Genomic DNA, 25,053 nt, shown 5'->3' with positions numbered 1-25,053 from the left:
ATCGAATGAGTCGAAACGGAAAGGTGCGATAAAATGGCTGAATCGTTTGAGGTGCCTCTGGTCGACGCCGAGAAGGTCTACGTCCCGGATCCCTCGTACAAGCAGAACGCCTGGACGAAGGACTACAAGAAGGCATACGCCGAGTTTCTCGCCGACCCCGAGGGGTTCTGGGAGAAGCAGGCCCACCACTTCGAGTGGATGAAGAAGTGGGACAAGGTCCTCGAGTGGAACTACCCGTACGCGAAGTGGTTCGTCAACGCGAAGCTCAACATCACTGTCAACTGCCTCGACCGCCACGTGGCCAACCACAGGCGGAACAAGGTGGCGCTCATCTGGAGGGGCGAGGACGGCGAGGAGAGGATCTTCACCTACAAGAAACTCCACGCGGAGGTGTGCCGGTTCGCAAACGCCCTCAAGAAGATCGGTGTCTCGAAGGGGGACCGCGTCTGCATCTACATGCCCCTCGTCCCCGAGCAGGTCATCGCCATGCTCGCATGCGCCCGCATCGGGGCGATCCACAGCGTGGTGTTCGGCGGGTTCGGCGTCTCCGCCCTGAACATGCGGATCAGGGACGCAGAGGCCAAGGTCGTGATCACCGCGGACATCACGATCCGGCGGGGGAAGACTATCCCGCTCAAGACCATCGTCGAGGAGGCCATCATCAACGCGCCGAGCGTGGAGAAGGTCATCGTCCTCCGGCGCGAGAAGCACCAGCCCGTCGAACTCCACAGGGAGATGGAGCTTGACTACTACGAGATCATGGAGGGGGTCTCCTCGGCCTGCGAGCCCGAGGTGATGGACGCCGAAGACCCGCTCTTCATCCTCTACACGAGCGGGTCGACGGGGGCCCCGAAGGGGATCGTCCACACCTGCGGCGGATACATGGTCGGCACGGGCTACACCGCGCAGCACGTCTTTGACATAAAGGACACCGACGTCTACTGGTGCACCGCCGACACCGGCTGGATCACGGGGCACAGCTACGTGGTCTACGGGCCGCTCGCCGTCGGCGCGACGGTCGTCATCGCCGAGGCGGTCCCCGACTACCCCGACCCCGGTGCATTCTGGAAGATCGTCGAGGACCTCGGCGTCACCATCTTCTACACCGCGCCCACGGCGATCCGGATGTTCATGAAGTTCGGCGACGAGTGGCCGAACAGGTACGACCTCTCGTCGCTCCGCGTCCTCGGGTCGGTCGGCGAACCCCTCAACCCCGAGGCATTCGAGTGGTTCTACAGGGTGATCGGGAAGCAGAAGTGCCCCATCGTAGACACGTGGTGGCAGACCGAGACCGGGATGCACATGATCACCACGATGGTGGGCGAACCCATGCGCCCGGGGTTCGCGGGGAAGGCGATCCCCGGTGTCGTCGCGGACGTCGTGGACAAGACCGGGAAACCGGTCCCGCCCGGGAACGGTGGATTCCTCGTCATCAGGAGGCCGTGGCCCGCAATGTTCCGCACGGTCTACAAGAACGACGAGAGGTACCGCACGTACTGGTACACGATCCCTGACTGCTACACGGCCGGCGACCTCGCCGTCAAGAGCAAGACGGACGAGTACATCATGATCATCGGGAGGGCCGACGACATCATCATCGTCGCGGGGCACAACATCGGGACCGCCGAGGTGGAGAGCGCGCTCGTCTCGCACCAGGCTGTCGCGGAGGCTGCCGTCATCGGGAAGCCCGACCCCGTGAAGGGCAACGTCATCAAGGCGTTCGTCATCCTCCGCGTCGGCCACACGCCGAGCGAGAAGCTCAAGAGCGACCTCACCTACCACGTGCGCATGACCCTCGGGCCGATCGCGATGCCCTCCGAGATCGAGTTCGTCGACAGGCTCCCCAAGACCCGGTCGGGGAAGATCATGCGCCGCGTGCTGAAGGCAAAGGAACTCGGCATCGACCCGGGGGACATCTCCACTCTGGAGGAGTAAACCCCCTTTTTTCCTCGCGGAAGGCCCCCCCATGCCGGATGCCACCACTCTCCTCGGGATGCCCGCGGAGCGGGGACGCTGGGTCCTCGTCGCCTGCGGGCTCGTCATCAACCTCTGCCTCGGGACCATCTACTCCTGGAGCGTCTTCGTTGCGCCCCTCACCGCGTACTTCACCCGAGAGCTCGGCCTGCCGGTCACGGCGAACGACGTGCTGATGCCGTTCTCGGTTTTCCTCGCTTTCTTCGCGCTCGCGATGCCGCTCGCGGGCAGGTTCATCGAGACGCTCGGCCCGCGGAAGGTCACCCTCGTCGGGGGTGCCCTCACGGGACTCGGCTGGCTGCTCGCATCCACGGTCACCTCGGTCTGGATGCTGTACGTCGTGTACGGGGTCGTCGGCGGGATCGGCGTGGGGATCGCGTACGGTGTCCCGGTCGCGGTCGCGGCGAGGTGGTTCCCCGACAGGAGGGGGACCGCCGTGGGCCTGACCCTGCTCGGTTTCGGTTTCTCGGCGTTCCTCACCGCGAACATCGCCGGCTACCTCATCGATGCCGTCGGCGTGATGAACACGTTCCGCGCCTTCGGGATCGCGTTCGTCGTCCTCATCACCCTCCTCGCCCTCCCGCTCCGGTTCCCGGACCCCGGCTGGAGTCCTGCGGGGTGGACACCGCCCGCGCCGGGGGCGGGGCAGGCTGCGTGCGAGTGCGACAGGTCCGCGATGCTCAAGAGCCCCTCCTTCTACGGGCTCTGGTCCTGCTACTTCATCGGGTGCCTCGCCGGGCTGATGGCGATCTCGATCGCGAAACCGGTCGGGACCGAGATCGGGGTCGAGGCGGGCCTCGCGACCGTCCTCGTGGGGTTCTTCGCGATCTTCAACGGGGGCGGGAGGCCCCTCTTCGGTGCCCTCACCGACCGGATCACGCCGCGGAAGACAGCGCTCCTCTCCTTCGTCCTCGTCGCGGCGGCGGCGGTCGCCCTCTGGCAGGCGCCGTCGGTCCCCGTGTACATCGCCGCGTTCGCGGTCCTCTGGGGATGCCTCGGCGGGTGGCTCGCCATCGCGCCGACCGCGACCGCCTCGTTCTTCGGGACGTCCGACTACCCCCGCTGCTACGGGGTCGTCTTCCTCGCCTACGGGGCGGGGGCCATCGCGGGGCCGCAGCTCGCGGGGTACATCAAGACCACGACCGGGTCCTACATGGGGGTGTTCCCCTACGTCTTCATCCTCGCGCTCCTCGGCTTTGCCCTCGCACTCGTCCTGATGAAACCGCCGCGTCCCCGCGCGGCGTGCAGTTCGTGAGGGAAAAACCCTCGAAAAACTCTTTTTCCCGCGCGCCTGCACGTGCGCGGCGGTGCGCGGGGAACCGCGAAATCCCCCGGGTGAAAAGTCCGGGGAACGCCTGGAAAAAGGGATGTCAGAGGTAGTGGTTCCTCCGGAGCCAGTCGACCTGCGGCTTCGTGTACCGGTAGGAGATATCGCACTTGTCGTCCTGGAAACTCCACGGCGTGACGATGAGGGTGTCTCCCTCCCTTATCCACGCCCTCTTCTTCATCTTCCCCTTGATTCGTCCCATCCGGGTCACCCCGTCGATGCACCGGACCCTGATGTGGTTTGACCCGAGCATCAGCTCGGCGACCGCGAACTGCTCCCTGTTCCGCTTCTGCGGGAGGCGCACCCTGATGACCTGCTCTCCCCCGGGCGCCGCCGTGTCGACGACGGTCTCCTCTTCCCTGTCTGCCTTCCTCTGGTTAATAGGCCTGCAACTCCTCTGCGGGAACGACCCGGTCGCCCGCGTGCACTACCCGTATGCTCTCATCGCATATACGGGTGATCATGGGAGACGACCGGTTGCCCGGACCGCCGGCCGGGAAGGCCCGTGGCAACCCTTATTGTCTCCCTCCCGGGAAGAATGTACATGCGAACGCAGGCCATTTTTCCCGTCCTCGCTACCCTCTCCATCCTGCTCCTCGCGGCCGCGGGCTGCGTTACGGAACCGGCCGCGCACCGGGCTCCCGTCCCGGAGGCGACCCCGCCACCCGCCGGGACCACGCCCGCAATGCCACCGGCGACGGGAACGCCCGTGACCCCCGCGGAAACCCCGCAGGCGACCTTCTCCCCGGTGACGTCGACAGAGGAGATTAACCTCCACTTCATCGACGTCGCGTTCGGCGGCGGGAACCTCTTCCTCGAGCGCCTCCCCCTCTCCGCGAAGAGAACGACCGTCTCGCTGAATGCGGGTCGTCCCTCCGACAGGGAGGCGGTCGAGGCGTTCATCAGGAAGTTCAACGCGCTCTCGCAGTCAAACCGGCTCTTCGAGAACACGAAGACCGGCACGTCCGGGGATATCCGGATCAAGTTCCTCCCGCCCGAGGGGCTGCGGGCAATCGACACCACGTCGGAACCGGGGTGGCTGAACAGGGAGTTCCCGTGCGGGGATTCGACCTGCGCGAAGGTGAAGGGGTACGACATCTACCTCAACGACCAAATGGAGGGCGACCAGAGGACGCACTACCTCCTCCGGGCCCTCCTCTACGCACTCGGCTTCAAGGGTGACTCCTACCGGTACCCTGACAGCATCTTCTTCCACGCCGGGAACAACGTGACCACGCTCTCTTTCATCGACGAGAAGGCAGTCCAGGTGATGTACGGGCTCGGGATGGACAACGGCCTGACGGTAGAGGACGTGAAGAAGGTCCTCTTCTTCAGGTAGCCCGCTAGGTCGCCTGCCCCGCGGGAGACCGGCAGGTTTATCCCGGCCGGTCCCCACGTCACGGGTGGAGTGACTGGTGCCATGGCAGAAAAGGTCCTCGGGTTGATCGCGAGCCCCCGGGGCGAGGAGAGCAGCACTCTCCGGCTCGTCAGGGCAGTGCTCCGGGGCGCGGAAGAACGCGGCGCGGCGACCGGGCTCGTGGACGTCTATTCCCTCCGCATCGGGTACTGCAGGGCGTGCGGGACGTGCTACGCGACGGGAGAGTGCGTCATCGACGACGACTTCCCCGAGCTCTTCGAGAGGATGATGGGCGCAGACGGGCTCGTGCTCGGGGCACCGAACTACATCGACTCGGTCCCCGCGCCGTTGAAGGCGGTCTTTGACAGGATGGCCGATGCCGTCCACTGCAGGATGTTTACCGGGAAGTTCGGGTGCTCGGTCTGCACCGCGGGCGGGAGCAACCACGACAGGGTGGTCGAGTACCTCAACCACGTCCTCAACGCCCTCGGCGCCGTCGCGGTCGGCGGGGTCGGCGTCGCGGTCGGGCGGGACCCCTCCGCGCTCGGGAGGGCGGAGGGAGAGGCGAGAAAGCTAGGGGAGAGGCTCGTCACGGCGATCCGGGGAGAGATCTCGTTCCCCGAGCAGGAGAGGATGCTGCGCGAGAGGCGCGAGTACTTCCGCGCGCTCGTCCTCCACAACAGGGAGAGGTGGCCCCACGAGTACGACTGGTATGTGCGGATGGGGTGGATGGGGGAGGAGTGACCGGTCCCGCACCGGCACGCGCGGGGGGACAGACGTGGACACGGAATTCCGCGATCGCTTCGCGGAGCTGTGGGGGAGGTTCTTCCCCTCCTGCGAGCTCCCGGTCACCTTCGAACTCACCTCGCGGGAGACGGGCCTCGCGGAGTCGCCTCCTCCGGGGAGGTGGCGGTGCGTCATCTGCGACCTTGCCCGCGTGAGGCGTGGCCGGGACCTCCTCGTCGGCGAAGGCTCCCTCTCCTGCGGCGGCGCGCGGTACTCCCTCGGGTACGCGCGCGAGAGGGACCCGGACTTCCGCTCCTTCCTCTCGACGGGGAAGCCGGGCTCCGTGAGGGGGGAGAGGTACAAGAGGTCCCCGGAACTCGTCGACGCGTTCGCGTCCCAGAGTCGATTCCTCCCGGCCGGGAACCGGAAGTACCTCTTCCGGAGGTGGGACCGCCTCGGCGAGGATGACTCCCCCGACGTCGTGGTATTCTTCGCGGGGGGCGACGCGCTCTCCGGCCTCTTCACCCTCGCGAACTTCGACCGTGCCGACCTCCACGGTGTCACCTGCCCTTTTGGCTCGGGGTGCAGCACGGTCGTCTCCTACCCCCTCCTCGAGGCGGGGAGGGAGGACCCGCGGGCGGTGCTCGGGATGTTCGACCCCTCGGCGCGGCCCTGCGTCCCTCCCGGCTCCCTCTCCATGGCCTTCCCCATGGCACTCTTCCGGCGCCTCGTGGACGCGATGGAGGAGAGCTTCCTCGCTACCGAGACGTGGGCGAGGGTGAGGGAGAGGATTGCCGGGAGGAACCTGCAGGCGGGGGAGTCCCTCACCCCGGGCCCGTGACGAGGGTCCTGACCTCCGCCGCGCGCCCCGGCGGGCCGAAGAAAACGAGCGTGTCCCCCGGGGCGAGGGGGAGGTCGCCGGGGATGTCGCCGAGGATCTTTCCCCCCCGTTCGATCCCGACGACCGCAACCCCCGGAGGGAGCGCTGCCTCCACCTCCCGCAACGGCCTCCCGCACGCGGCTGACCCCTCCCCCACCGCGGCGCGGAAGATGCGGGGGTCCAAAAGTCTCCTCTCCCCGGGGAGGGGGCCTTCCCCCGCCGGGGCAGAGAACGCGCGGTGCAGGTGAGCCCGGATGCGGGAGACGAGGGGTCCTATCACCCCCTCTTCGAGGCCGAAGAGCGAAAGGGCACGCGAGAAGAGGCGGAGCGCCCCCTCGAATCCCGACGAGATCGCCTCGTGTGCACCTGCCTCCCGCAGCGCTGCCGCCTCTCCCGGGGAGTCCGCGAGGGCGACGATGCGGATCGCGGGCGAGAGCCTCCGGGCCTTCCTGATGACGATCTCGGCCTGCCTCTCCTCCGGGAGCGCGACGAAGAGGAACGCGGCACGGTCTATCCCGGCGTGGAGGAGAACCTCTTCCCTCGTCGCGTCCCCGTACGTGAAGGAGAGCCCCTCGCCTCCCACCCCGGCCGCCCCCGGGTCGAGGGCGATCGCGTGGCAGGGCACCCCCGCGATCTCGGCGGCCCTCGCGACGGCCTCGCCCGCCATCCCGAGACCGGCGATCACCGCGTGGTTCGCCTGCCCGGCGGGGGGACCCATCCCCCCCTCGTCCTCCCCCATTCCCAAGCCCGCCGGCCGCCCCCGGGAGAGGAGGCGCGTGACCGGTCCCGCGGCCCCCATCAGGAACGGGGTCGCGGCCATCGTGACAACCGCGCCCGAGAGGAAGACCTGGTACGTGGAGAGCGTGATGAGGCCGGATCCGAGGCCCGCATTCGCGAGGACGAAGGAGAACTCCCCGATCTGGCAGAGGGAGAGGCCCGCGAGGACCGCGACGCGTGGCGGCAGCCCTATCGACGCGACCGAGAGCCAGCCCGTCAGGAACTTGACCGAGAAGATGGTGAGGATGACCGAGGCGACGACGGGGAAGTGCGCGAGCAGGACGCGCACGTCAAGGAGCATCCCCACGGAGAGGAAGAAGATGCCCGCGAAGAGGTCCCTGAAGGGGAGGATGTCGGAGAGAGCGGCGAGGGAGTACTCGGATTCCCCCACCACGAGCCCGGCGATGAACGCGCCGAGGGAGAGGGAGAGCCCCGCCGCGCTCGTGAGGGTCGCGACCGCAAAGCATATCGCCGCGATGGAAAGGAGGAAGAGTTCCCTGTTCCTCTCCCTCGCCACCCTGTCGAGGAGCGCGGGGATCAGCCACACCGCGGCGATCACGATGGCCGCGAGGATGAGGACGACCTTCGCGACACCGAGGGGGAGGTGCTCGTAGGACGGCCCTTCCCTCCCCATCAGGAGGGGGGTGATGAGGATCATCGGGATGATCGCGAGGTCCTGGAAGACGAGGATGCCGAGGAGGGTCGTGCCCTCGAGGCTCTCGACCTCGCCGCGCTCCTGCAGGACCCTCATCACGATCGCGGTGCTCGAGAGGGAGACGAGGAACCCGAAGAAGACGGCCTCGTTGAAGGGGAAGCCGAGGACGGACGTGATCGAGGCGATGACGACGATGGTCGTGCAGACCTGCATGGTGCCGCCGAGGAGGATGACCCGCCAGTACCGCGCGATGTCCTCGACGGAGAGTTCGAGGCCGATCGTGAAGAGGAGGAGGATGACCCCGATCTCCCCGAACGTCCCGACGAGGGCACTGTCCCGGATGGCCCCGAGGCCAAACGGGCCGACGAGGACCCCCACCGCGAGGAAACACACGACGCTCGGCACGCGGAACTTCCACCCGGCGTAGAGGAACGCGAGGGAGACGAGGATGAGGAGGGTGACAGAGGGGATGAACTCCAAGGGAATCCTCCGCGGGCACTGGTCCTGCGGGAGGATCGCCCGAGGACGGCTTTATGGTATCGCGGGTCCGTCCCGTCCCTCCGGCAGCCCCTCTCACTCCGCCCGCAGTGCCTCGACGGGGTCGAGGTCTGCCGCGCGCCACGCCGGGTAGAGGCCGGAGAGGACGCACACCCCCGTGCCGACGAGGACCGCGAACGGGATGTACGAGAGGCTCTCGGGGAGGAAGAAGTAATCGGTCTTCCCCACCATCGCGAGGACGACCACCCACCCGATCAGGAGGGAGAGGACTGCCCCTATCCCGGACCCGACCACGCCGAGGACGAGGCTCTCGTACAGGAACATCCTGCGTATCTCGGACTTCTGGGCACCGATGCTCCTCATGATCCCTATCTCCCTCACCCTCTCGGTGACGGACATCATCATCACATTGAAGATCGAGGTCGCGGCGACGAGCAGGGAGATCCCCGCGATCGCCATCACGAACGTGGTCATCGTCCCGAGCGTGGAGACGATGCTCTCGCGCATGCGGCTGCTGTCCTGCACGTTCACGGTCGTCTTCTTCCTGTTCATCTTCCCGAGGATCTCCTCCCTTGCCCTCGCCGACTCGTTGACATCGGAAAGGACGAGGTTCACCTGCGAGTACTCCCCCTCGTTCCCGTAGATCCCCGTGAAGAGCTTCTCGCCCATCACGATCGCCGTGTCGGAGTTGACGTCGGGCGACATCCCCCTCTCCTCGAGGATACCGGCGACGCGCACGGTCGCGACGTGCCCGTTCTCCTCGTCCCCGATCTTTATCCTCTTCCCGACCGCGAGGTCGTAGCGTTCCGCGAGGACGGGACCGACGACAACGGAGCCCGTGGTCTTGGGGAAGTCACCCTCCGAGAGGGAAAAAACCCGGCGCATGACCTCCTCGTCGAGGCCGTAGACGGTCGCCCTCCCCTCCTTCTCCCCCACGCGGATCGCGTCGGACTCCCTGTAAACGGCGTACACGAGGCCGTACTTCTCCGCGACCCTCTGGATCTCCCGGAACTCCGCCTCGGTGAGCTTCTCTCCGGCCGCGCCCCCGCCGGGCCCCCTGAACCCTCCGCCCTCGGGGCCCGATGCCGCCGTGATGACCACGACGTTTGCCATCCTCGAGAGCTCGTCCTTCACGGAGAGCGTCATGTTCGCGCCCATCATCCCCATGGAGGAGATGGCGACGACCCCGATCACGATCCCGAGCGCTGCGAGGACCGATCGGAGGAGGTGGATCCGGATGCTCCGGATGGCGAGCGAAAAGACGACGTCCCTCATGTCACCCTCCCGTCCCTCACCCTCACGATCCTCCCCGCGTACTTCGCGACGCCCGGGTCGTGCGTGACGACCACGACCGTCCTCCCGGCCCGGTGGAGCTCCGAGAGCACTCCCATGATCTGCTGGCCGGTCACGGAGTCGAGGTTCCCCGTCGGCTCGTCGCAGAGGAGGATCTGCGGGTCGTTGACGAGCGCCCGGGCAATCGCGACGCGCTGCTGCTGCCCGCCGGAGAGTTCCTCGGGCCTGCGCCTCGCCGTCTCCCTGTCTATCCCCACCGCGGCGAGGAGATCCCATATGCGGCCCGAGGTGTCCGGCCGCCTGTGCTTCAGGAGGTGCGGGAACTCGACGTTCTCGTACGCCGAGAGGAGCGGGATGAGGTTGAACCGCTGGAAGACGTACCCGATTGCACGCAGCCTCAGGTCCGTGAGTTCCCTGTCGGTCATCTCCCGCGCGTTCCGGCCGCAGATGAAGAGGTCCCCCGACGTCGGCCGGTCGAGGCAGCCCAGCTGGTTGAGGAGGGTCGTCTTGCCCGACCCCGAGGGGCCCATGATGGCGACGAACTCCCCCTGCCCGATCTCCATCGAGACCCGGTCAAGGGCAACGACGTCGCCCGCGGGGAGGGAATAGACCTTCGTCACGTCCACGAGCCGGATGATCGGGTCCCCCGCCACGCGTCCTCATCCCTGTCTTCGGTCCCGGAAGAACCCGGCAAGCCTCGCGATGTACCCTTTCCTCCACGCGACGAGGACGAGGACGGCGGCGACGACAACGGCCGCGATCTCGGCGACAGGCACCTTCCCTATGCCGCTCCCGAAGCCGAAGAATTCCCCCATCCTGCGCTGGCCGGAAGTCGAGGCGGAATTCCCCTGCACGTTCCCCGTCCCGGGAGCTCCCGTGACGCCCCGCTCGAGGGAGACCGTGGTCACCTTCTCGAACGAGTTCCCCTCGGTGTCACGGTACTGGATGAGGAGCGGGATGGAATCCCCCCGCCGGGCGGTGCAGGTGACCTCGAAGCTCGAGAAATCGTCCGGCTCGAGTGCACCGACCACGTAGACCGGGTTCGGTTCCGCGGGGACCGCGGGGCTCCCCGCGGTCACCTTGACGGCCTTCGCGACCTCCAGTCCCGCGTTGGTCACGTCGCCGGTGACCGTGACGAGGGGACCGTTCACCGTCACGCGCACGTTGTTCACGACGAGGTCGGCCGCCGTCTCCCTCCCGCCCACGGTCACCGGGAACGAGAGGTCGGCGCGGTGGAGGTTCGGACCGTTCCGGTAGGAGGCGGAAAAGACGAGTTCCGTGTCGCGCTCCGCCCAGACCTCGAAGGTCACGTTCCTCGACTCGTCGGGGCGGAGCGTCCCGATGAAGATACTCTCCTGCGTCGTCCGGATCCCCTCGCCCCGCAGGGTGACCGCCACGCTGTTCACGGCATTCCTCCGTGGATTGTTCACGGAGAGCGTGATCCTGTTCTTCGTGCCGGGCGAGAGGGACCCCGGTGCGTCCACGACGCTCAGGGAAACGGGCGTCGAATCGACCTCGAGCGCGACGGGGTACCGGAGGCTCCCTGCCTCCGTGAAGTCGAGGTAGAACATCGGGAAGAAGATGCCGTCCCTCTCGCCCGCCCTCACGTGGAACGTGAACGTCATCGTGTTCCCGGGCCCGAGCACCCCGACCGAGTCGTACGTCTGGTAATTCAGGACCGAGACATCGCCGGAGAGGATCTCGGCCCGGGCGATCGGGACGGGATCCTGGCCGCTGTTCTTCACCTGCACGGTTATCGTCCCCGAATCCCCGCCTGAGAAGACCGTGGGCTCGAGCGATACCGAGGTCACCCCGACGAAGGATGCCGCCCTCTCCCCCGCGGTTCCCGCGGAGACCCACGCCGCGCACACGAGGACGATTGCGAGCGGGAGGATGGAGAGCCGGAGCATTTCCCCCCTTCCCTTTCCTCCCGCACCGTTCCCCCGTCCATGGCCGTTTCCCTGCACGCGCATGTCAAGTAGTTTTTACATATTGTCGTATAAAATTTACTGGGTGGCGCGACGGGGACTCCCCGCGGAGTCCATCGCAAACCGGTGGGCCTGCGCCCCGCCGGTGTTCATCCCACTTCCACGGGGCCGGGATTCTCCCCGGTGATGCTCACCCCGCCGCGCGGCGTCACGAGGTACGTGTCCTCGACGCCGAGCAGGCCCACCCCCGGGAAGGCATACTTCGGCTCGAGGGCGATCGCCATGCCCTCCTCGAGTGGCTCGTCGAACCCGGGGGCGATGACAGGGGGCTCGTCCACCACGAGCCCCACGCCGTGGCCGAGGAAGCGGACCCGCGGCCTGTGGTCGCCCATGAAGTGCTCGAGGAACTCCGGCTCGAGTCCCCCGGTGACCTCGGAGTAGATCCGGGAGGGGACCGCCCCCGGGACGAGCATCGAGGCCATCTCCCCCGCGATCTCCACGCACCGCTCGTGGACCTCCCGGGCGTCCCGCGGGAGCGAGCCGCAGAAGACGTAGGTCATCGTCTTGTCCGTCTGGTAACCGCCCACCATGCACGCGTTGTCGATGAAGACGAGGTCGCCGCGCGCGAGCTTCCGGGCCGGGTCGCCGAGGACGGGGGCGGCGGGCCCCATCCCCCTGCACCCGCCGGGCCCGTTGAAGCACGTGGGGTAGAGCGAGTTCTCCCCGAACGCGACCTGCCCCACCTCGATCTCCGTGTTGAAGCTCCCGAAACGGACGATCCCCTCGTGCCCGCGGGAGACCATCCGCCCGTAGACCCCGGTCGCGAGGGCGGCCTCGCTCATCCCCTCGCGCAGGAGGGCGGGGACGTCCTCCTCGAGGACGAGCCTGTGGATCTCCCCTGCCCTCCGGAGGAGCGAGATCTCGTACGGGGTCTTCCTCGCCCTGACCCACGCCACCTCCGGATCAAGGCCGAGGGTTTTCCGGACGGGGAAGTACTTCCTGAATCTCTCGAGGAGGCCGACAGGGACGACGTTTGCCTCGATGTGGGCGGTCTTGGGGATGCGGGGGAGACTCACGGCCGCATCCCGGAACGACTCCATCGGGAGGATGACGGGGAACTCCGACTCGGCGAGCGCCCGCCGGTAGCTCCTCCGCACCCAGAACTCCTCCCGGCCGTCCCGCGGCACGAGGAGCATCCCGTCCTGGATCGTCCCCGTGAAGTAGTAGAGGTTGACCCTCCCGAAGAACACGGAGAGCTCCCACCCGGGGTGCACGAGGTCCATCCGTTCCCGGAACCTGCGCATCCTCCCCGCGAGTTCCGCCGCCGCGACCCTCTCCCCCTCCGGTGCCACGATCGCTCCCGGGAGATTCCTCCCATACCCTGATGTGCGGCGGGGCAGATATATTCAGGTGCATCCGTGTGCCGCCGCGGGGGCGTGGACGGCGTGGACGCTGGCCCGGGAACCCCCCGCACGTGGCACGCTCCCCCGCGGGAAGACCGCGGGGGGAGGAGATTTCCGTTGCAGGCGGGTGATCGCGCACGCAGGAGAGAGACTCTCGCACGCAGCCGCCCCTCATCGAGTGCGCCAACGTGAGCGTGGTGCGGGGGGACAGGGTAGTCCTCCACAGGATCACCCTCACGATCCGCGAGGGCGAGCACGTCGCCATCCTCGGGCCGAACGGCTCGGGGAAGTCGACCCTCGTGAGGACGTTTGCCCGGGAGCTCTACCCTGCCGCGGGCGGGACGGACGACGTCGTCTTCCGGTTCCGCGGCCGCGAGACGTGGGACGTCTTCTCGCTCCGGTCGTCGCTCGGCATCGTCTCCCCCGACCTGCAGCTCCGGTTCTCGCGGGGGATCCGGGGGCGCGACGTCGTCCTCTCGGGGTTCTTCTCGAGCATCGGGCTCTTCCGCCACGAGGTCACGCCCGAGATGCGGGAGAGGGCGGAGAGGACAATGGAGTTCCTCGGGATCTCCCACCTCGCCGACCGCACGATGGACAGCCTCTCCCCCGGGGAGGCGCGCCGGTTCCTCATCGGGAGGGCCCTCGTCCACGGTCCCCGCACGCTCATCCTCGACGAGCCCACGACGAGCCTCGACCTCTCCGCGCTCCACACGTTCCGGGACACGATCCGGAGGGTCGCGCGCGAGGGCGTCGGGATCATCATGGTCACCCACGCCCTCCACGACATCATCCCCGAGATCTCGCGCGTCATCCTGATGAGGGAGGGGAGGATCGCGATGGACGGGAGGAAGGAGGACGTGCTGACGGAAGGGAACCTGCAGGACCTCTTCGGGGTGCCCGTGCGCGTGCGCGAGGAGAACGGGTACTACTACGCGAGCGGTTACTAAAAAAGGGACCGCGGCGGGAATTCAGCCTCCCCCGCCCGCGGGCCCGAGGGTGAAGGAGAATGTCGCCCCGCGGCCGGGCTCCGACTCTGCCCAGATCTCCCCGCCGTGCAGCTCGACGATCCTCCTCGCGATGGCGAGGCCGACCCCCGTGCCCTCGTACTGCCCGGTGTCGCAGAGCCTCTCGAAGACCCCGAAGATCTTCTCCGCGTACCGCATGTCGAACCCTATCCCGTTGTCCCTCACGTAGTACACCGGGACACCGTCGCGGACGAATGCCCCCACCTCGACGAGGGGCCTCTCCCGCGTCCGCGAGAACTTGAGCGCGTTTCCTATCAGGTTGTGGTAGACCTGCTTGAGGAGCCCCGGGTCGGCACTGCAGGGCGGCATCTCCCCGACCCTCACCTCGGCACGGTACCTCTGGATCTCGCCATGGAACCCCGAGAGGACCTCGTTCACGATCCCGCCCGGGTCGACGACCTTCCTGTGGAGCGCTGTTCCCCCGATCCGCGAGTAGGTGAGGAGGTCGTCGATCAGGTCCCCCATCTCGTTTGCGCTCCTCTGGATACGCTCGAGGTACTGCCTCTCGCGGGGGGGAATGTCCTGGAGGCCCGAGAGGAGGATCGAGGAGTACCCGGAGATGGCCCGGAGCGGGGCGCGGAGATCGTGCGAGACGGAGTACGTGAATGACTCGAGGTTCCGGATCGTCTCGATGAGCTGCGACGTCCTCTCCTCGACCTTCTGCTCGAGCCGGGCGTTGAGCTCCTGTATCTCCCTCTCTGCCTCCTTCTGGCGGGAGATGTCGGTCCCGATGGAGAGGATCTCGGCGGGCCTCCCCCCCTCGCGCCCGACAATCCTGTGGGTCCACGCCACCCACACCTCCCTCCCGTCCCGCGTCCGCATCGGGCACTCGGACAGTCGGAAGAAGGGGAGCATGCCCCCCTCCCCCGCTCGCGCTGCCGGGCCGGAGATCGCCTCCGTGATCGATTTGCCCGCGATCTCGTCCTCGCCGTACCCGAAGAATTCGAGCCCGAAGCGGTTCATGAACAGGATGGTCCCGTCCGGGGCGCACCGCATGATGATGCTGTTTGAACCCTCGACGAGTTCCCTGTAGTTCTCCTCGCTCTTCCTCACCTCGACGAGGGTCTCCTTCAGCCGGGAGCCCATCCTCGTGATGCTCTCCTCGAGGTGGAGGAGATCCCTGCCCAGGGGGCGTGTGACGGGGTGATCGAGATTGCCGCCTGCGATGATGTCAAGATCCCTCTCCATCCTCCTGATCGGGCCTGTGAACTTCCTTATCGTGAAGAAGGCAAGGGAGGCGCAGCCGAGGAGGAATGCGAAGCCGACGATGACGTGGGAGAGGAGGGCGCCCTCGAGCGTCTTTTTGACGGGGAGCATCGTGTAGGAAAGCTCGATGATACGGCTCACGTCGGACCCGGTCCTCTCGTCCCGTAGGTCGACGAAGAGGTACCTCGTCGTGTTCCCGGAACGCGGATCGGAGACCTCCAGCGTGCGGCGGGTGCTGCGCACGCTCTCGAGCCTCTCCCTGAGCTCGGGATCGGTCACCTCGACGGTGTTCCCGCCGACCTTCTCCCGGAGAGTGGTGTCGAAGATCCTCACTCCCACGAGGTAGGGGTTCGACTTCTCGACCTCCATCACGATGTCCCTGTCGAGGTACCTGAATGCGGGGTCTTCGGGGAGCCTTACGGGCAGGCCCATCTCGAGGACGTGGGCGTGGTCGGGCGCAGGCATGTAGGCGAACTTCCTCATCGCGCCCGTCGATTTCTCGCTCACGATCTTGTCGGGGAAGTAACCCTCCGAGAGGCGGATACGGGTGAGATACTCGACGAAGTAGGGGGCGTAGTCCCCGAAACGGAGCCCGAGCTCGGGGGGATACGTCGTCGCGACGATCGTGGCGTTCTGGTCGATGACGTAGAGCTCCATGTCGCCCCCGATATCCCTCTTCACGCGGGCGAGGTCCATGCGGGCGGGATCTCCCCCCGCCCTCTCGTACTCGGCGAGGAACGGGACGAATGCAGCCTCCATCCTCTCGTCGAGGCTCCTCTCGAGGACGAGGTACGCCTCCTCCCTCGCCTTGAAAACGGCATCGATGCTATTCTCGGTCTGGAGCTGGACGAACCGCGCGTTCTCGGAGAGTGTCCGTTCCATCGAGACGTAGCTTATGAAGACGAGTCCGGCGACCGCGACGATCAGGATGCAGAAGATCGAGACCACGAGGTAGGTAGAGAGCGGGTACTTGCTGAAGAGGGTTCGCTCCATCTGTCGTTATGGGATCGTTCTGGTCCGAGGGTTGCCATGAGCCTTTCCCCGGCTGCCGGCCACGGCACCCTACGAGCCCGCGAGAGTCCTCCGGATCTCCCCTATCTCCTCCTCGTCGGTCTCGATTGCGTACAGGGAGAGCCCGTAGCAGGGTTTCCTGTACGGGACGAGGAGTCTCTTCTTCTTCACCTTGATCCCAAGGAGCATGGGACAGGGCAGCTTCAGGGGAACGCCGCGGAAGAGGTATCCCGGGGATACGAGGTAATACTCACGGCACTTTTTTTTCACCTCCGCATCGCACTCTTCCGGCGTGCTGTTCTTGAGCACGATATCACTCCAGAACCGGTTGAAGCAGGCTTCCTGTGGCACCGGTGCAATGGTGACGCGGCCGGGAGCATCAATCTTTCCGGTGCGGGTACGAGAACACCCGCGTGTACAGGGACTGGTCTGCCGGTTCCTTCCGGGATACCATCTGTTCCCCCGACATCCTCGTCCTTGCCGGCCGTCTCCGCGGGCGATCCGTGGCCCCGCACGGGAAGATATTCACGGACAGGTCGTTCTTCCGCGGGCACACCCCGCCCGCGCCCGCCCTCCCCCTGCCCGCCGAGAGGGGGTGTGGGCGCCGGGACGGGGGTGGCTGACGGTCCGCTCCCGCGCCTCACCCGGGGGGCTGGTCCCCCAGGGCCCGCGCAAGTTCACTCACCTTTGCCCCCACGGCACCTGCCACAAGGTCCGGGTCCCCGAGGGTCCTCTCGACCTCGGCGACGATGGCCGACCCGACGATGACCCCGTCCACGCCGGCTTCCGCGAACGCCCGGACGTGGGCGGGAGCCCCTATCCCGAAACCCGCGACCACGGGGATGCCCGAGACGGCCTTTGCCTCCCCGACGAGTCGAGGGATGCGCGGGTCGACACCTTCCCTGACGCCCGTGACCCCGAGGACCGAGACGAGATACAGGAAACCGCCGGCGCATGCCGCGATCCGCCGCAGGCGATCTCCCGACGTCGTCACGCTCGCGAAGAGGACGGGGTCGACCCCTGCCTCGCGTGCCGCCCTGCAGAAAGGACCCGCCTCCTCGAGCGGGACGTCCGCGACGGCGACCGCGTCGGCGCCCGCGCGTGCCGCGTCCCTGTAGAACGTCCCGATCCCCCTCTGGACGGGGATGTTCGCGTACGTGAGGATCACGACCGGCACCTCCGACCCTGCCCGGAACTCCTGGACGATGGCAAAGAGGGTGTCCGGGGTCGTTCCGGCCGAGAGGGCGCGCTGCATCGCCCTCTGCATCACCGGGCCGTCCGCGACGGGGTCGGAATGGGGCATCACGAGCTCGATGGCGTCGGCACCCGCTGCCGCTGCCGCGCGCATGAGCGCGGGCGTTGCTTCGGGGGAGGGGTCACCCGCGACGAGGCACGCGACGAGGAGGGGCCTCCCCGCGGAGGAGAATGCCTCCCCAAGGCGCGTGGTCACCGGGCACCCCCCGTGATCTCCGCGACCTGCGCGACGTCCTTGTCACCGCGGCCCGAGAGGTTGACGACGAGGATGTCGTCCGCGGCGAGGTCCCCCGCGACCTTCTCCGCGAGCGCGACCGCGTGGGCCGACTCGAGGGCAGGGATGATCCCCTCCGCCCGCGAGAGGTGGAGGAACGCGTCGATGGCCTCCCTGTCCGTCACGGGGCGGTACTCCACCCTCCCGCAGTCGCGCAGGAAGCTGTGCTCGGGCCCGACACCCGGGTAATCGAGGCCGGCCGAGATGGAGTGCGACTCGAGGATTTGGCCGAAAGCGTCCTGGATGAGGTACGTGTACGTCCCGTGGAGCACGCCGGGCCGTCCCCGGCAGAGTGTCGCCCCGTGCTTCCCCCCCGGTCCTTCGCCCCCCGCCTCGGCACCGTAGAGTTTCGTTGCCTCCCCGAGGAAAGGGGTGAAGATGCCGATCGCGTTCGATCCCCCGCCGACGCACGCGACGATCGCGTCGGGGAGCCTCCCCTCCTTCCCGAGGATCTGCTCCCTCGTCTCGGTCCCTATCACCGTCTGGAAGTCCCTGACCATCGTGGGGAACGGGTGGGGACCGACCACGGATCCTATAAGGTAGTGGGTCGTCTGGACGTTCGCGACCCAGTCGCGCAGGGCCTCGTTGATCGCGTCCTTGAGCGTGCGGGAGCCCGTCGCGACCGGGATGACGCGGGCGCCGAGCATCTCCATCCTCGCCACGTTGAGGGCCTGCCGCCGGATGTCCTCGGTCCCCATGTAGACCTCGACCTCCATCCCGAGCACCGCCCCCGCAATCGCCGTCGCGACGCCGTGCTGGCCGGCCCCCGTCTCCGCGACGAGCCGCCTCTTCCCCATGAACTTCGCGAGGAGTCCCTGCCCGAGGGCATTGTTCAGCTTGTGGGCCCCGGAGTGGAGGAGGTCCTCCCTCTTGAGGTACACCCTGCAGCCGAAGTCCCGGGAGAGGTTCCTGCAGAAGGTGAGGGGGGTTGGCCTCCCCGCGTACTCGTGGAGGTAGAACCCGAGTTCCTCGCGGAACTCCCTGCCGGGGACTATCGTCCGGAACGCCCCCTCGAGCTCGTCGAGCGCGGCCATGAGGGTCTCGGGCACGAACCGGCCCCCGTACACCCCGAACCGCGAGGGGTCAGGCATGGAGTGCCTCCTTCGCCCTGCGGACGAACGCGCTGACGAGCCCGGGGTCTTTCCTCCCCACCGATGACTCGACGCCGCTCGAGACGTCCACGCCGTAGGGTCGGACGCGCCTGACCGCCTCCGCGACGTTCCCCGGCGTGAGTCCGCCGGCGAGGATAACCGGAACCGGGCTCTCCCCCGCGATCCTCGCGGCGAGCGCGGGATCAAACAGCCTGCCCGTGCCCCTGCTCGCGTCCAGCACGATGGCATCGACGTGGGCGGGCAGCGGGCCGGTCCCGTCGTGGATGCCGATCGTCCGGACCGGGAGCTCCTCCGCGAGGGGGAGGGAGATCTGGACGGCATCGGGATTCAGGTCGAGGATCTCCCCGAGGTCCCGGCGGGAGCGCGTCGTCGAGACGCAGACCCGCGTCACGAACGGGCCGAGGGCGGAGAAGATCTCCCGGGCAACGGCGGGGCTCACGCAGCGCGGCGAGTCGGAGAAGAGCACGACGCCGACCGCGTCTGCCCCCGCCTCCTCCGCGAGCCGGGCGTCCCCCGGCGTCGTGATCCCGCAGATCTTCACGCGAATAGGAATCCCTCCAGCTTCTTCCGCGGGTCCCGGGCGCGGACTATCGAGGAGCCGATCAGGAACCCGTCCACACTGTCCCGGAACCTCCGGACGTCGCAGGGCCACGTGTACCCGCTCTCGGAGACGACGCGGCACCCCGCCTCGCGCGCGCGGGGCGCGAGCCGCGCGGTAACGGAGAGGTCCACGCGCATGTCCGAGAGGTTCCTGTTGTTGATGCCGACCATCCGCGTCCCCGTGGAGAGCGCGCGCTCGAGCTCCCCCGCGGTGTGGACCTCGACGAGCGGCTCGAGCCCGTGCGCCCGCGAAAGCTCGACATAGTCGGGGAGCCTCTCCCCGAGGAGGGACGCGATCAGGAGGACCGCATCCGCACCGAGCGCCCGGCTCTCCGCGACCTGCCGCGGGTCGATGACGAAGTCCTTCCGGAGGATCGGCACGGGAACCGCAGCCCGGACCGCGGCGAGGTGCGACGTGCTCCCGCGAAAGAACCGGGGTTCCGTGATGACCGAGAGGGCGGCGCATCCCGACGAGACCATGGCGAGGGCAAAGCCGCGGGGATCGAGGTCCCCGCGGAGCACCCCCCGGGATGGAGATGCGGACTTCACCTCGGCGATGACCGCGTTTTTCCCGGGCTCGCGCCGGACCACGTCGTAAAATCCCCGCGCCGCGCGCGGCGCGTGCGCGGTGTCCGTTTCCACCCGCGGGAGCTGCGCGACCCGCTCGGCGGTGGCCGCGACGATCGCGTCGAGGATCATGCTGCCCTCCCGGAGAGATCGACGAGCGCGCCGAGCTTTTCCCGGGCCATGCCGGACGCGATCGCGTCCACGGCGCGCTCGGTCCCGTCGCCGATGTCCGTTGCCTCCCCCGCGACGTACAGCGCGGCACCCGCGTTCACCGCGACGATGGCGCGGGCAGCGGCCTTCCCGCGCCCCCCGAGCACGTCGGTGACGATCCGCGCGTTCTCTTCCCTCCCTCCCCCGCGGATCTCCCCGGGCGAGTACACCGGGATGCCGAGGTCCGGGGGCGAGACCGCGTAGTGCTCGATCCGCCCGCCATCGAGTTCGGCAACGAGGGTCTCGCCGGTAACGGTGATCTCGTCGATGCCCGACCCGTGCACGACGAGTGCCCGCCGGACGCCCATGAGGCGGAGGGCTTCTGCGACGGGTCCTACGAGGGAGGGGGAGGAGACGCCGAGCAGCCGCGCGGGCGCCCCCGCCGGGTTGAGGAGGGGGCCGAGGATGTTGAAGACCGTCTCGATGCCGAGTTCCCGCCGGACTGCCGCGACGTTCCGGAACGCGGGGTGGAACGCGGGCGCGAAGAGGAAACCGATCCCGATCTCCTCCACGAGCCGGCAGACGGCCGACGGGGGGAGGTCGACGGTGACCCCGAGGGCCTCGAGGACGTCGGCGGACCCGCACCTGCTGCTCACCGCCCGGTTCCCGTGCTTCACGACCGGGACGCCCGCCGCCGCGGCGACGATCGCGGCCGCCGTGCTGACGTTGAACGTGGATGCGCCGTCGCCCCCCGTCCCGCACGTGTCGGTGAGCGTGCCGCTCACCTGCGGGGAGATCCTGACCGCGTGCTCCGAGAGGACGCTGCAGAACGCGGCGATCTCCCCGGGCGTCTCCCCTCGCGTCCGGAGCGCCGCGAGGAATGCGGCCGCCAACGCCGGCGAGGCCCCGCCCGTGACGATCTGCTCCATCGCGCTGCGGGCAACCTCGGGCGGGAGGGTTCTCCCCGCGGCGATGAGTCTGAGTGCCTCCCTCACCGGGCACCCCCTCCCCCAAGGAAGTTGGCGACGATCTTGTGCCCGTCCCTCGTCATGATGCTCTCGGGGTGGAACTGGAGCCCAAAGATCGGCATGTCCCTGTGCATCACCCCCATCACGCACCCGTCGTCCTCGGAGACGGCGGTGACCTCGAGCGCGGGCGGGAGGCCACTCGCGGGCGCGGCGAGAGAGTGGTACCGCGTGGCGACGAGGGGGCTTTCGATCCCCGCGAGGATCCCCCTGCCGGAATGGCGGATCCTGCTCGTCTTGCCGTGGACGGGGGTCTCCAGCCTCTCGATCGTACCCCCGAACGCGTGGACGATCGCCTGGTGGCCGAGGCACACGCCGAGGATCGGGACCTCCCCCGCGAATTCCCCGATGACCTCGAGGACGACGCCCGCGTCCTCGGGCCTCCCGGGCCCCGGCGAGAGGATGATCCTGTCGGGCGCCGCGCGGGCAATCTCCGCGAGGGAACAGTCCGACGTGAGGGTGACCGGCGTTGCGCCGAGCGCCCCCACCATCTGGTGGAGGTTGTAGGTGAAGCTGTCGAAGCAGTCCACGATGACGACCCTCATCCCGCCACCCCCGCGCGGCGGATCGCCTCGACCATGGCGCGTGCCTTTGCTTCCGTCTCCTCGAACTCCCTCTCGGGCAAAGAGTCGGCGACGATCCCCGCGCCGGCCGAGAACTCGATCCTCCCCTCCCTCGCGACGAGCGTCCTGATCGCGATCGCGAACTCGAGCGGGCCGCAGAACGCCGCGTACCCGACCGCGCCCGCGTACAGGCCCCTCGGGTGCCCCTCGAGCTCCGCGATGATCTGCATGGCCCTCTCCTTGGGCGCCCCGCTCACCGTGCCCGCGGGGAAACACGCGGCGAGGGCGTCGAACCGGTCGCACCCCTCCCGGAGCGTCCCGCGGACGGCCGAGATGATGTGCTGGACGTGGGAGAACCGTTCCACCTCCATGAAGACCGGGACCTCGACCGACCCGAACGCCGCGACCTTCCCGACGTCGTTCCTCGCGAGGTCGACGAGCATCAGGTGCTCGGCCCTCTCCTTCTGGTCGGAGAGGAGGTCCATGGCGAGGGCGTCGTCCTCCGCGGTGTCCCTGCCCCTCGGCCTCGTCCCCGCGATGGGGACCGTCCTGACCTCCCGGCCCTCCACGCGGACCAGCATCTCAGGGCTCGACCCGATGACCGCCTCGTCGTCGAACCGGAAGCAGTAGAGGTAGGGGGAGGGGTTGATCGCCCTCATCGCCCCGTAGAGGGAGAGGGGGTCGGCACGCGAGGGGCACGTGACCTTCCGGGAGAGGACGACCTGGAAGATGTCGCCTTCCCTGATGTACCGGAGCGCCCTCTCGACGGCCCCGGTGTACCCCTCGCGGTCCGGGTGCGACGCGAGGGGGGGCAGGTCTCCCGGGGGAGGGATCCCCCCCTCCTGCCGCGGGGTGACCGCTTCCACCTCCTCCCGGAGGGAGAGGAGGTTCTCCCTTGCCTCCCCCACCGCATCCCCTCTTACGCCCCCCGGCGGGACAAGCACATTCTCGAAGAGGGTGCAGGAACCGGCCACGTGGTCGTACACGACCCCCCGGGTGCAGAGCATGAACCGCGCGAGGTACCTGTCCCTCCCCGCGTCCACCCTGCCCCCGGAGAGAGCGGTGACGGCATCGTACGCGATGTACCCGATGAATCCCCCCGCAAAACCGCACCCCGGCACGGCCGTGCACCGGATCTGCCCGCAGAGGTCCCGCAGGAGCGCGACCGGGTCCCGGGCCTGCGGGATCTCGAGCCGCTCGATGATGGCCCGGTCGCCCGTGTACGTGACGGTATCCCCCTGCGCGATCGCGACCGGAGGCGCGGGGCAGACGAACGACCGGACGGCCCTCCGCGGGATCCCCTCCACGGATTCGAGGATGCAGCCGCCCCCCTTCCCGATGGCAGAATAGAGCGTGAACGGGTCGGCTGCCGGCAGCGGGATCTCGGCCGTCTCGAGGTGGAACTCGCACCCCGCAGGAGAGGAATTTCCTAGAACGCGCCTCTCGTGGCGCTCTTTGCGTGCCGCCGTGCCGGCGGCGATCCCCAGTCCACCGGCATCACCCGGTGGCTGCTCGTCTCGTCCTTCATGTATTATTATGTTCCTCGATGTAACTATTTATACATTGCTGCACGAAAGTGCGTGGGCGCGTGTTGCGGGGCAGCTGGGATGCAGGGCTCCCGGCCACCCGCTCCCTCACTCCCCCTTCCTCGCCACGAAGACGCAGAAAGTCCTGTTCTTGTACACGACGTCGACGCAGGAGAACCCGGCTTCCCCGAGCCAACGGACCTGGTCGAGGAGCGGCGCGTTTTGGTCGAGGGCCTCCCTCCGGGCCCTCGCCGCCTCCACCTCTGCCGGGTCGATGGGTGCCCCCGCGAGGTGGGAGTCCCAGTACTCCCGGTACTTCCGGGAGAGCCAGTCGCATGGGGGTTCCACCTGGTCCGCGTTCACGAATATCCCGCCGGGGACGAGGGCCGCGTGGATCCTCGCGAAGAGATCCCTCTTCTGGGCGTGGTCGAGGTGGTGGATGGAGAGGGCAGAGCATACGATGTCGAACACCCCGGGGAGCTCCTCCCTGCTGTAGTCCGCGACCACGAACCGGACGCGGGGGTTGCCGGAGAACCGGGCCCTCGCGACCTCGAGCATCCGGTCCGAGATGTCGAGGAGGGTCACCCTCGCCACCGGGAATTTCTCGACGATCATCGCGGAGAGGAGGCCCGTTCCCGCGCCGATGTCGAGGACGGCCGGGTCTTCCGCCGGCCAGTCCGCGGCCCAGACCGCCGCGCCGTAGAACCCGTCCATGTCGGGGATGATGTACTTCCGCGTGCTGTCGTACCGCGCCGCCGCGTCGTCGAAAGCCTTCCGCACGTGCTCCATCCCGGGAGAAGTTGTCGGTCCTCCCTCATAAGACCCCGCGGGATGTCCCGCAGGGCATGTGCGGGGTCACGGGCCGGCGTCTCTGCCCTTCTTCCTCGCGGTGATGTCCCTGAATATCCCGCGCGTGTACCGGGGCTTGCCCCCGACCATCAGGCAGTTTGCCCTCCCCTCGACGTACACCCTCTCCCCGGACTTCGCCCGGAAGACCGCCTCGAAAGTGCCGACGTCCTCCCCCGAGGTAACCCGGGCGAAGAGTTCCCTGCAGTGCGAAAGGGACTCGGGGGCGACGACGTCAAAGAGCGTGATGCGTTCGAGGTCCTCCCGCGTGTACCCGAGCCTCTCCCTCCACGTCCTGTTCACGAAGAGGAAACGGCCGTTCGCATCCACGCTCTGGACGAGGTCGCTCGCGTTCTCGAGCAGGTCCCGGTACCGTGCCTCGCTCTCGCGGAGGATCTCGGTCTGGCGGGAGATCTCCCGGAGGGTGTCGAGCCAGTGCTGGAGCTCGAGGGACGGGAGGTTGTAGCGCTGCGCGTCCGACGCGGGGATGTAGAAGAAGTTCCTGATGATCCTCCCGTCGAGCACGACGAGGGGGTGCGTCCGCAGGACGTTGAGAAGCGTTGCCGCGGGGGTCTCCCCCATCCTGTAGATGCAGACGAGGACGAGGGATCCCTCGTCAAAGAGCGGTTTTAGGTCCGCGAGGTCGCTCACGAGACTCCGTTCTGACTTGTGGGTCGCGAGGGGCGGGACCTCCCGGACGATGCAGACCGCGGAGTACCCGGCCGCCGCGGCCTCCCGCGCCTTCTGCCCGAAGAACGCCCGCGCGGCCTCGACGGTTGCAAGCTGGCTGTGGAAGAGGGGATCGCCGTGCGAGAGGACGCAGGCACGGCCCGCGATCTCCGCGCGCACAGAATCCCCCGCGAAGATCGCGGGGTTCCTCTCGGGGAAGCGGGAGATGTAGATGGGGTACCACCCCTTCTCCCCGCACCTCCCGAGGATGCTCTCCGTGACGGGTGCGATCCCGGAGGGATCGCCGAGGAGGACTGCCACGTGGTCGCCGGGCTCGAGGTTCCTCTCGCGGGCCTCGGGGAGCCCTTCCCCTGCTCCCCCCGATCCCTTCCGCTCCATGCCCTCCG

General features: G+C 68.0%; 24 protein-coding genes. 7 read left to right on the top strand and 17 right to left on the bottom strand.

Annotated features, from left to right (window positions below; all coding sequences use genetic code 11):
• The first annotated feature begins 33 nt into the window (after positions 1–33).
• Both acs and QFX32_04995 read left to right on the top strand, forming a co-directional pair.
• Entirely contained in the window at positions 34–1,935 is a 1,902-nt protein-coding gene (gene acs, locus QFX32_05000) for an acetate--CoA ligase (GenBank protein MDI9633400.1), read from the top strand.
• A gap of 31 nt (positions 1,936–1,966) precedes the next feature.
• The gene (locus QFX32_04995) at positions 1,967–3,229 is read left to right on the top strand and encodes an OFA family MFS transporter (GenBank protein ID MDI9633399.1); all 1,263 of its coding nucleotides are present in this window, start codon (positions 1,967–1,969) and stop codon (positions 3,227–3,229) included.
• Between the two features lie 115 nt (positions 3,230–3,344).
• Here the strand turns inward: QFX32_04995 and eif1A are convergent, their stop codons facing one another.
• A complete protein-coding gene (gene eif1A, locus QFX32_04990; GenBank protein MDI9633398.1) occupies positions 3,345–3,683 on the bottom strand; it encodes a translation initiation factor eIF-1A in 339 nt (112 codons plus the stop codon).
• Positions 3,684–3,839: 156 nt separating this feature from the next.
• On the opposite strand from eif1A, the gene QFX32_04985 reads away from it, so the two are divergent.
• From QFX32_04985 to QFX32_04975, 3 genes are all read left to right on the top strand, one after another.
• Positions 3,840–4,640: a hypothetical protein gene (locus QFX32_04985; protein ID MDI9633397.1), complete on the top strand. Its 801-nt coding sequence runs from the start codon at positions 3,840–3,842 to the stop codon at positions 4,638–4,640.
• 81 nt (positions 4,641–4,721) lie between these two features.
• Positions 4,722–5,402, top strand: coding sequence for an NAD(P)H-dependent oxidoreductase (locus QFX32_04980; protein ID MDI9633396.1), 681 nt, complete (start codon positions 4,722–4,724; stop codon positions 5,400–5,402).
• Positions 5,403–5,436: 34 nt separating this feature from the next.
• Entirely contained in the window at positions 5,437–6,225 is a 789-nt protein-coding gene (locus QFX32_04975) for a DUF169 domain-containing protein (GenBank protein MDI9633395.1), read from the top strand.
• Here QFX32_04975 and QFX32_04970 read toward each other — a convergent pair.
• The 5 genes from QFX32_04970 to QFX32_04950 all read right to left on the bottom strand — a co-directional run bounded on the left by QFX32_04970 (position 6,209) and on the right by QFX32_04950 (position 12,719).
• Entirely contained in the window at positions 6,209–8,176 is a 1,968-nt protein-coding gene (locus QFX32_04970; protein MDI9633394.1) for a cation:proton antiporter, read from the bottom strand. The genes QFX32_04975 and QFX32_04970 overlap by 17 nt on opposite strands.
• 93 nt (positions 8,177–8,269) lie before the next feature.
• Positions 8,270–9,469 (bottom strand): ABC transporter permease, encoded by a 1,200-nt coding sequence (locus QFX32_04965; protein ID MDI9633393.1) that lies wholly within the window; start codon positions 9,467–9,469, stop codon positions 8,270–8,272.
• Entirely contained in the window at positions 9,466–10,140 is a 675-nt protein-coding gene (locus tag QFX32_04960) for an ABC transporter ATP-binding protein (GenBank protein MDI9633392.1), read from the bottom strand. The genes QFX32_04965 and QFX32_04960 overlap by 4 nt, the downstream gene beginning before the upstream one ends.
• A gap of 6 nt (positions 10,141–10,146) precedes the next feature.
• Positions 10,147–11,397, bottom strand: coding sequence for a hypothetical protein (locus QFX32_04955; protein ID MDI9633391.1), 1,251 nt, complete (start codon positions 11,395–11,397; stop codon positions 10,147–10,149).
• Positions 11,398–11,564: 167 nt separating this feature from the next.
• Positions 11,565–12,719 carry a Xaa-Pro peptidase family protein gene (locus QFX32_04950; GenBank protein MDI9633390.1) on the bottom strand — a complete coding sequence of 385 codons (1,155 nt, stop codon included), beginning with the start codon at positions 12,717–12,719 and terminating at the stop codon, positions 11,565–11,567.
• A 296-nt stretch (positions 12,720–13,015) separates the two neighbouring features.
• Between QFX32_04950 and QFX32_04945 the strand changes: the two genes are divergently transcribed.
• Positions 13,016–13,765 (top strand): ATP-binding cassette domain-containing protein, encoded by a 750-nt coding sequence (locus QFX32_04945; GenBank protein ID MDI9633389.1) that lies wholly within the window; start codon positions 13,016–13,018, stop codon positions 13,763–13,765.
• 21 nt (positions 13,766–13,786) lie between these two features.
• Here the strand turns inward: QFX32_04945 and QFX32_04940 are convergent, their stop codons facing one another.
• Together QFX32_04940 and QFX32_04935 are read right to left on the bottom strand one after the other, a co-directional pair.
• Complete coding sequence (locus QFX32_04940; protein MDI9633388.1) at positions 13,787–16,042, bottom strand: ATP-binding protein; 2,256 nt, start codon at positions 16,040–16,042, stop codon at positions 13,787–13,789.
• 69 nt (positions 16,043–16,111) lie between these two features.
• Positions 16,112–16,411 carry a DUF1894 domain-containing protein gene (locus QFX32_04935; protein ID MDI9633387.1) on the bottom strand — a complete coding sequence of 100 codons (300 nt, stop codon included), beginning with the start codon at positions 16,409–16,411 and terminating at the stop codon, positions 16,112–16,114.
• Between the two features lie 62 nt (positions 16,412–16,473).
• On the opposite strand from QFX32_04935, the gene QFX32_04930 reads away from it, so the two are divergent.
• Positions 16,474–16,683 (top strand): hypothetical protein, encoded by a 210-nt coding sequence (locus QFX32_04930; protein ID MDI9633386.1) that lies wholly within the window; start codon positions 16,474–16,476, stop codon positions 16,681–16,683.
• Between the two features lie 17 nt (positions 16,684–16,700).
• Here QFX32_04930 and trpA read toward each other — a convergent pair whose 3' ends face one another.
• From trpA to QFX32_04885, 9 genes are all read right to left on the bottom strand, one after another.
• Positions 16,701–17,510, bottom strand: coding sequence for a tryptophan synthase subunit alpha (gene trpA, locus QFX32_04925; GenBank protein ID MDI9633385.1), 810 nt, complete (start codon positions 17,508–17,510; stop codon positions 16,701–16,703).
• Entirely contained in the window at positions 17,507–18,679 is a 1,173-nt protein-coding gene (gene trpB / locus QFX32_04920) for a tryptophan synthase subunit beta (protein ID MDI9633384.1), read from the bottom strand. The genes trpA and trpB overlap by 4 nt, the downstream gene beginning before the upstream one ends.
• The gene (locus QFX32_04915) at positions 18,672–19,241 is read right to left on the bottom strand and encodes a phosphoribosylanthranilate isomerase (GenBank protein MDI9633383.1); all 570 of its coding nucleotides are present in this window, start codon (positions 19,239–19,241) and stop codon (positions 18,672–18,674) included. The genes trpB and QFX32_04915 overlap by 8 nt, the downstream gene beginning before the upstream one ends.
• Positions 19,238–19,999 (bottom strand): indole-3-glycerol phosphate synthase TrpC, encoded by a 762-nt coding sequence (locus tag QFX32_04910; protein MDI9633382.1) that lies wholly within the window; start codon positions 19,997–19,999, stop codon positions 19,238–19,240. Before QFX32_04910 ends, QFX32_04915 begins: the two co-directional genes overlap by 4 nt.
• Positions 19,996–21,012, bottom strand: a complete 1,017-nt coding sequence (gene trpD / locus QFX32_04905) for an anthranilate phosphoribosyltransferase (protein ID MDI9633381.1) — start codon at positions 21,010–21,012, stop codon at positions 19,996–19,998. Before trpD ends, QFX32_04910 begins: the two co-directional genes overlap by 4 nt.
• The gene (locus tag QFX32_04900; GenBank protein ID MDI9633380.1) at positions 21,009–21,587 is read right to left on the bottom strand and encodes an aminodeoxychorismate/anthranilate synthase component II; all 579 of its coding nucleotides are present in this window, start codon (positions 21,585–21,587) and stop codon (positions 21,009–21,011) included. The genes trpD and QFX32_04900 overlap by 4 nt, the downstream gene beginning before the upstream one ends.
• Positions 21,584–22,981: an anthranilate synthase component I family protein gene (locus tag QFX32_04895; protein ID MDI9633379.1), complete on the bottom strand. Its 1,398-nt coding sequence runs from the start codon at positions 22,979–22,981 to the stop codon at positions 21,584–21,586. The genes QFX32_04900 and QFX32_04895 overlap by 4 nt, the downstream gene beginning before the upstream one ends.
• A 258-nt stretch (positions 22,982–23,239) precedes the next feature.
• Positions 23,240–23,920, bottom strand: a complete 681-nt coding sequence (locus QFX32_04890) for a methyltransferase domain-containing protein (GenBank protein MDI9633378.1) — start codon at positions 23,918–23,920, stop codon at positions 23,240–23,242.
• A 66-nt stretch (positions 23,921–23,986) separates the two neighbouring features.
• Positions 23,987–25,045, bottom strand: coding sequence for a PAS domain S-box protein (locus tag QFX32_04885; GenBank protein ID MDI9633377.1), 1,059 nt, complete (start codon positions 25,043–25,045; stop codon positions 23,987–23,989).
• Positions 25,046–25,053: the final 8 nt, after the last annotated feature.

Origin of the sequence: Methanolinea sp. (assembly GCA_030055515.1) — an archaeon.
Classification (GTDB): domain Archaea; phylum Halobacteriota; class Methanomicrobia; order Methanomicrobiales; family Methanospirillaceae; genus Methanolinea_A.
This window is presented reverse-complemented; position numbering and strand designations above follow the sequence as displayed.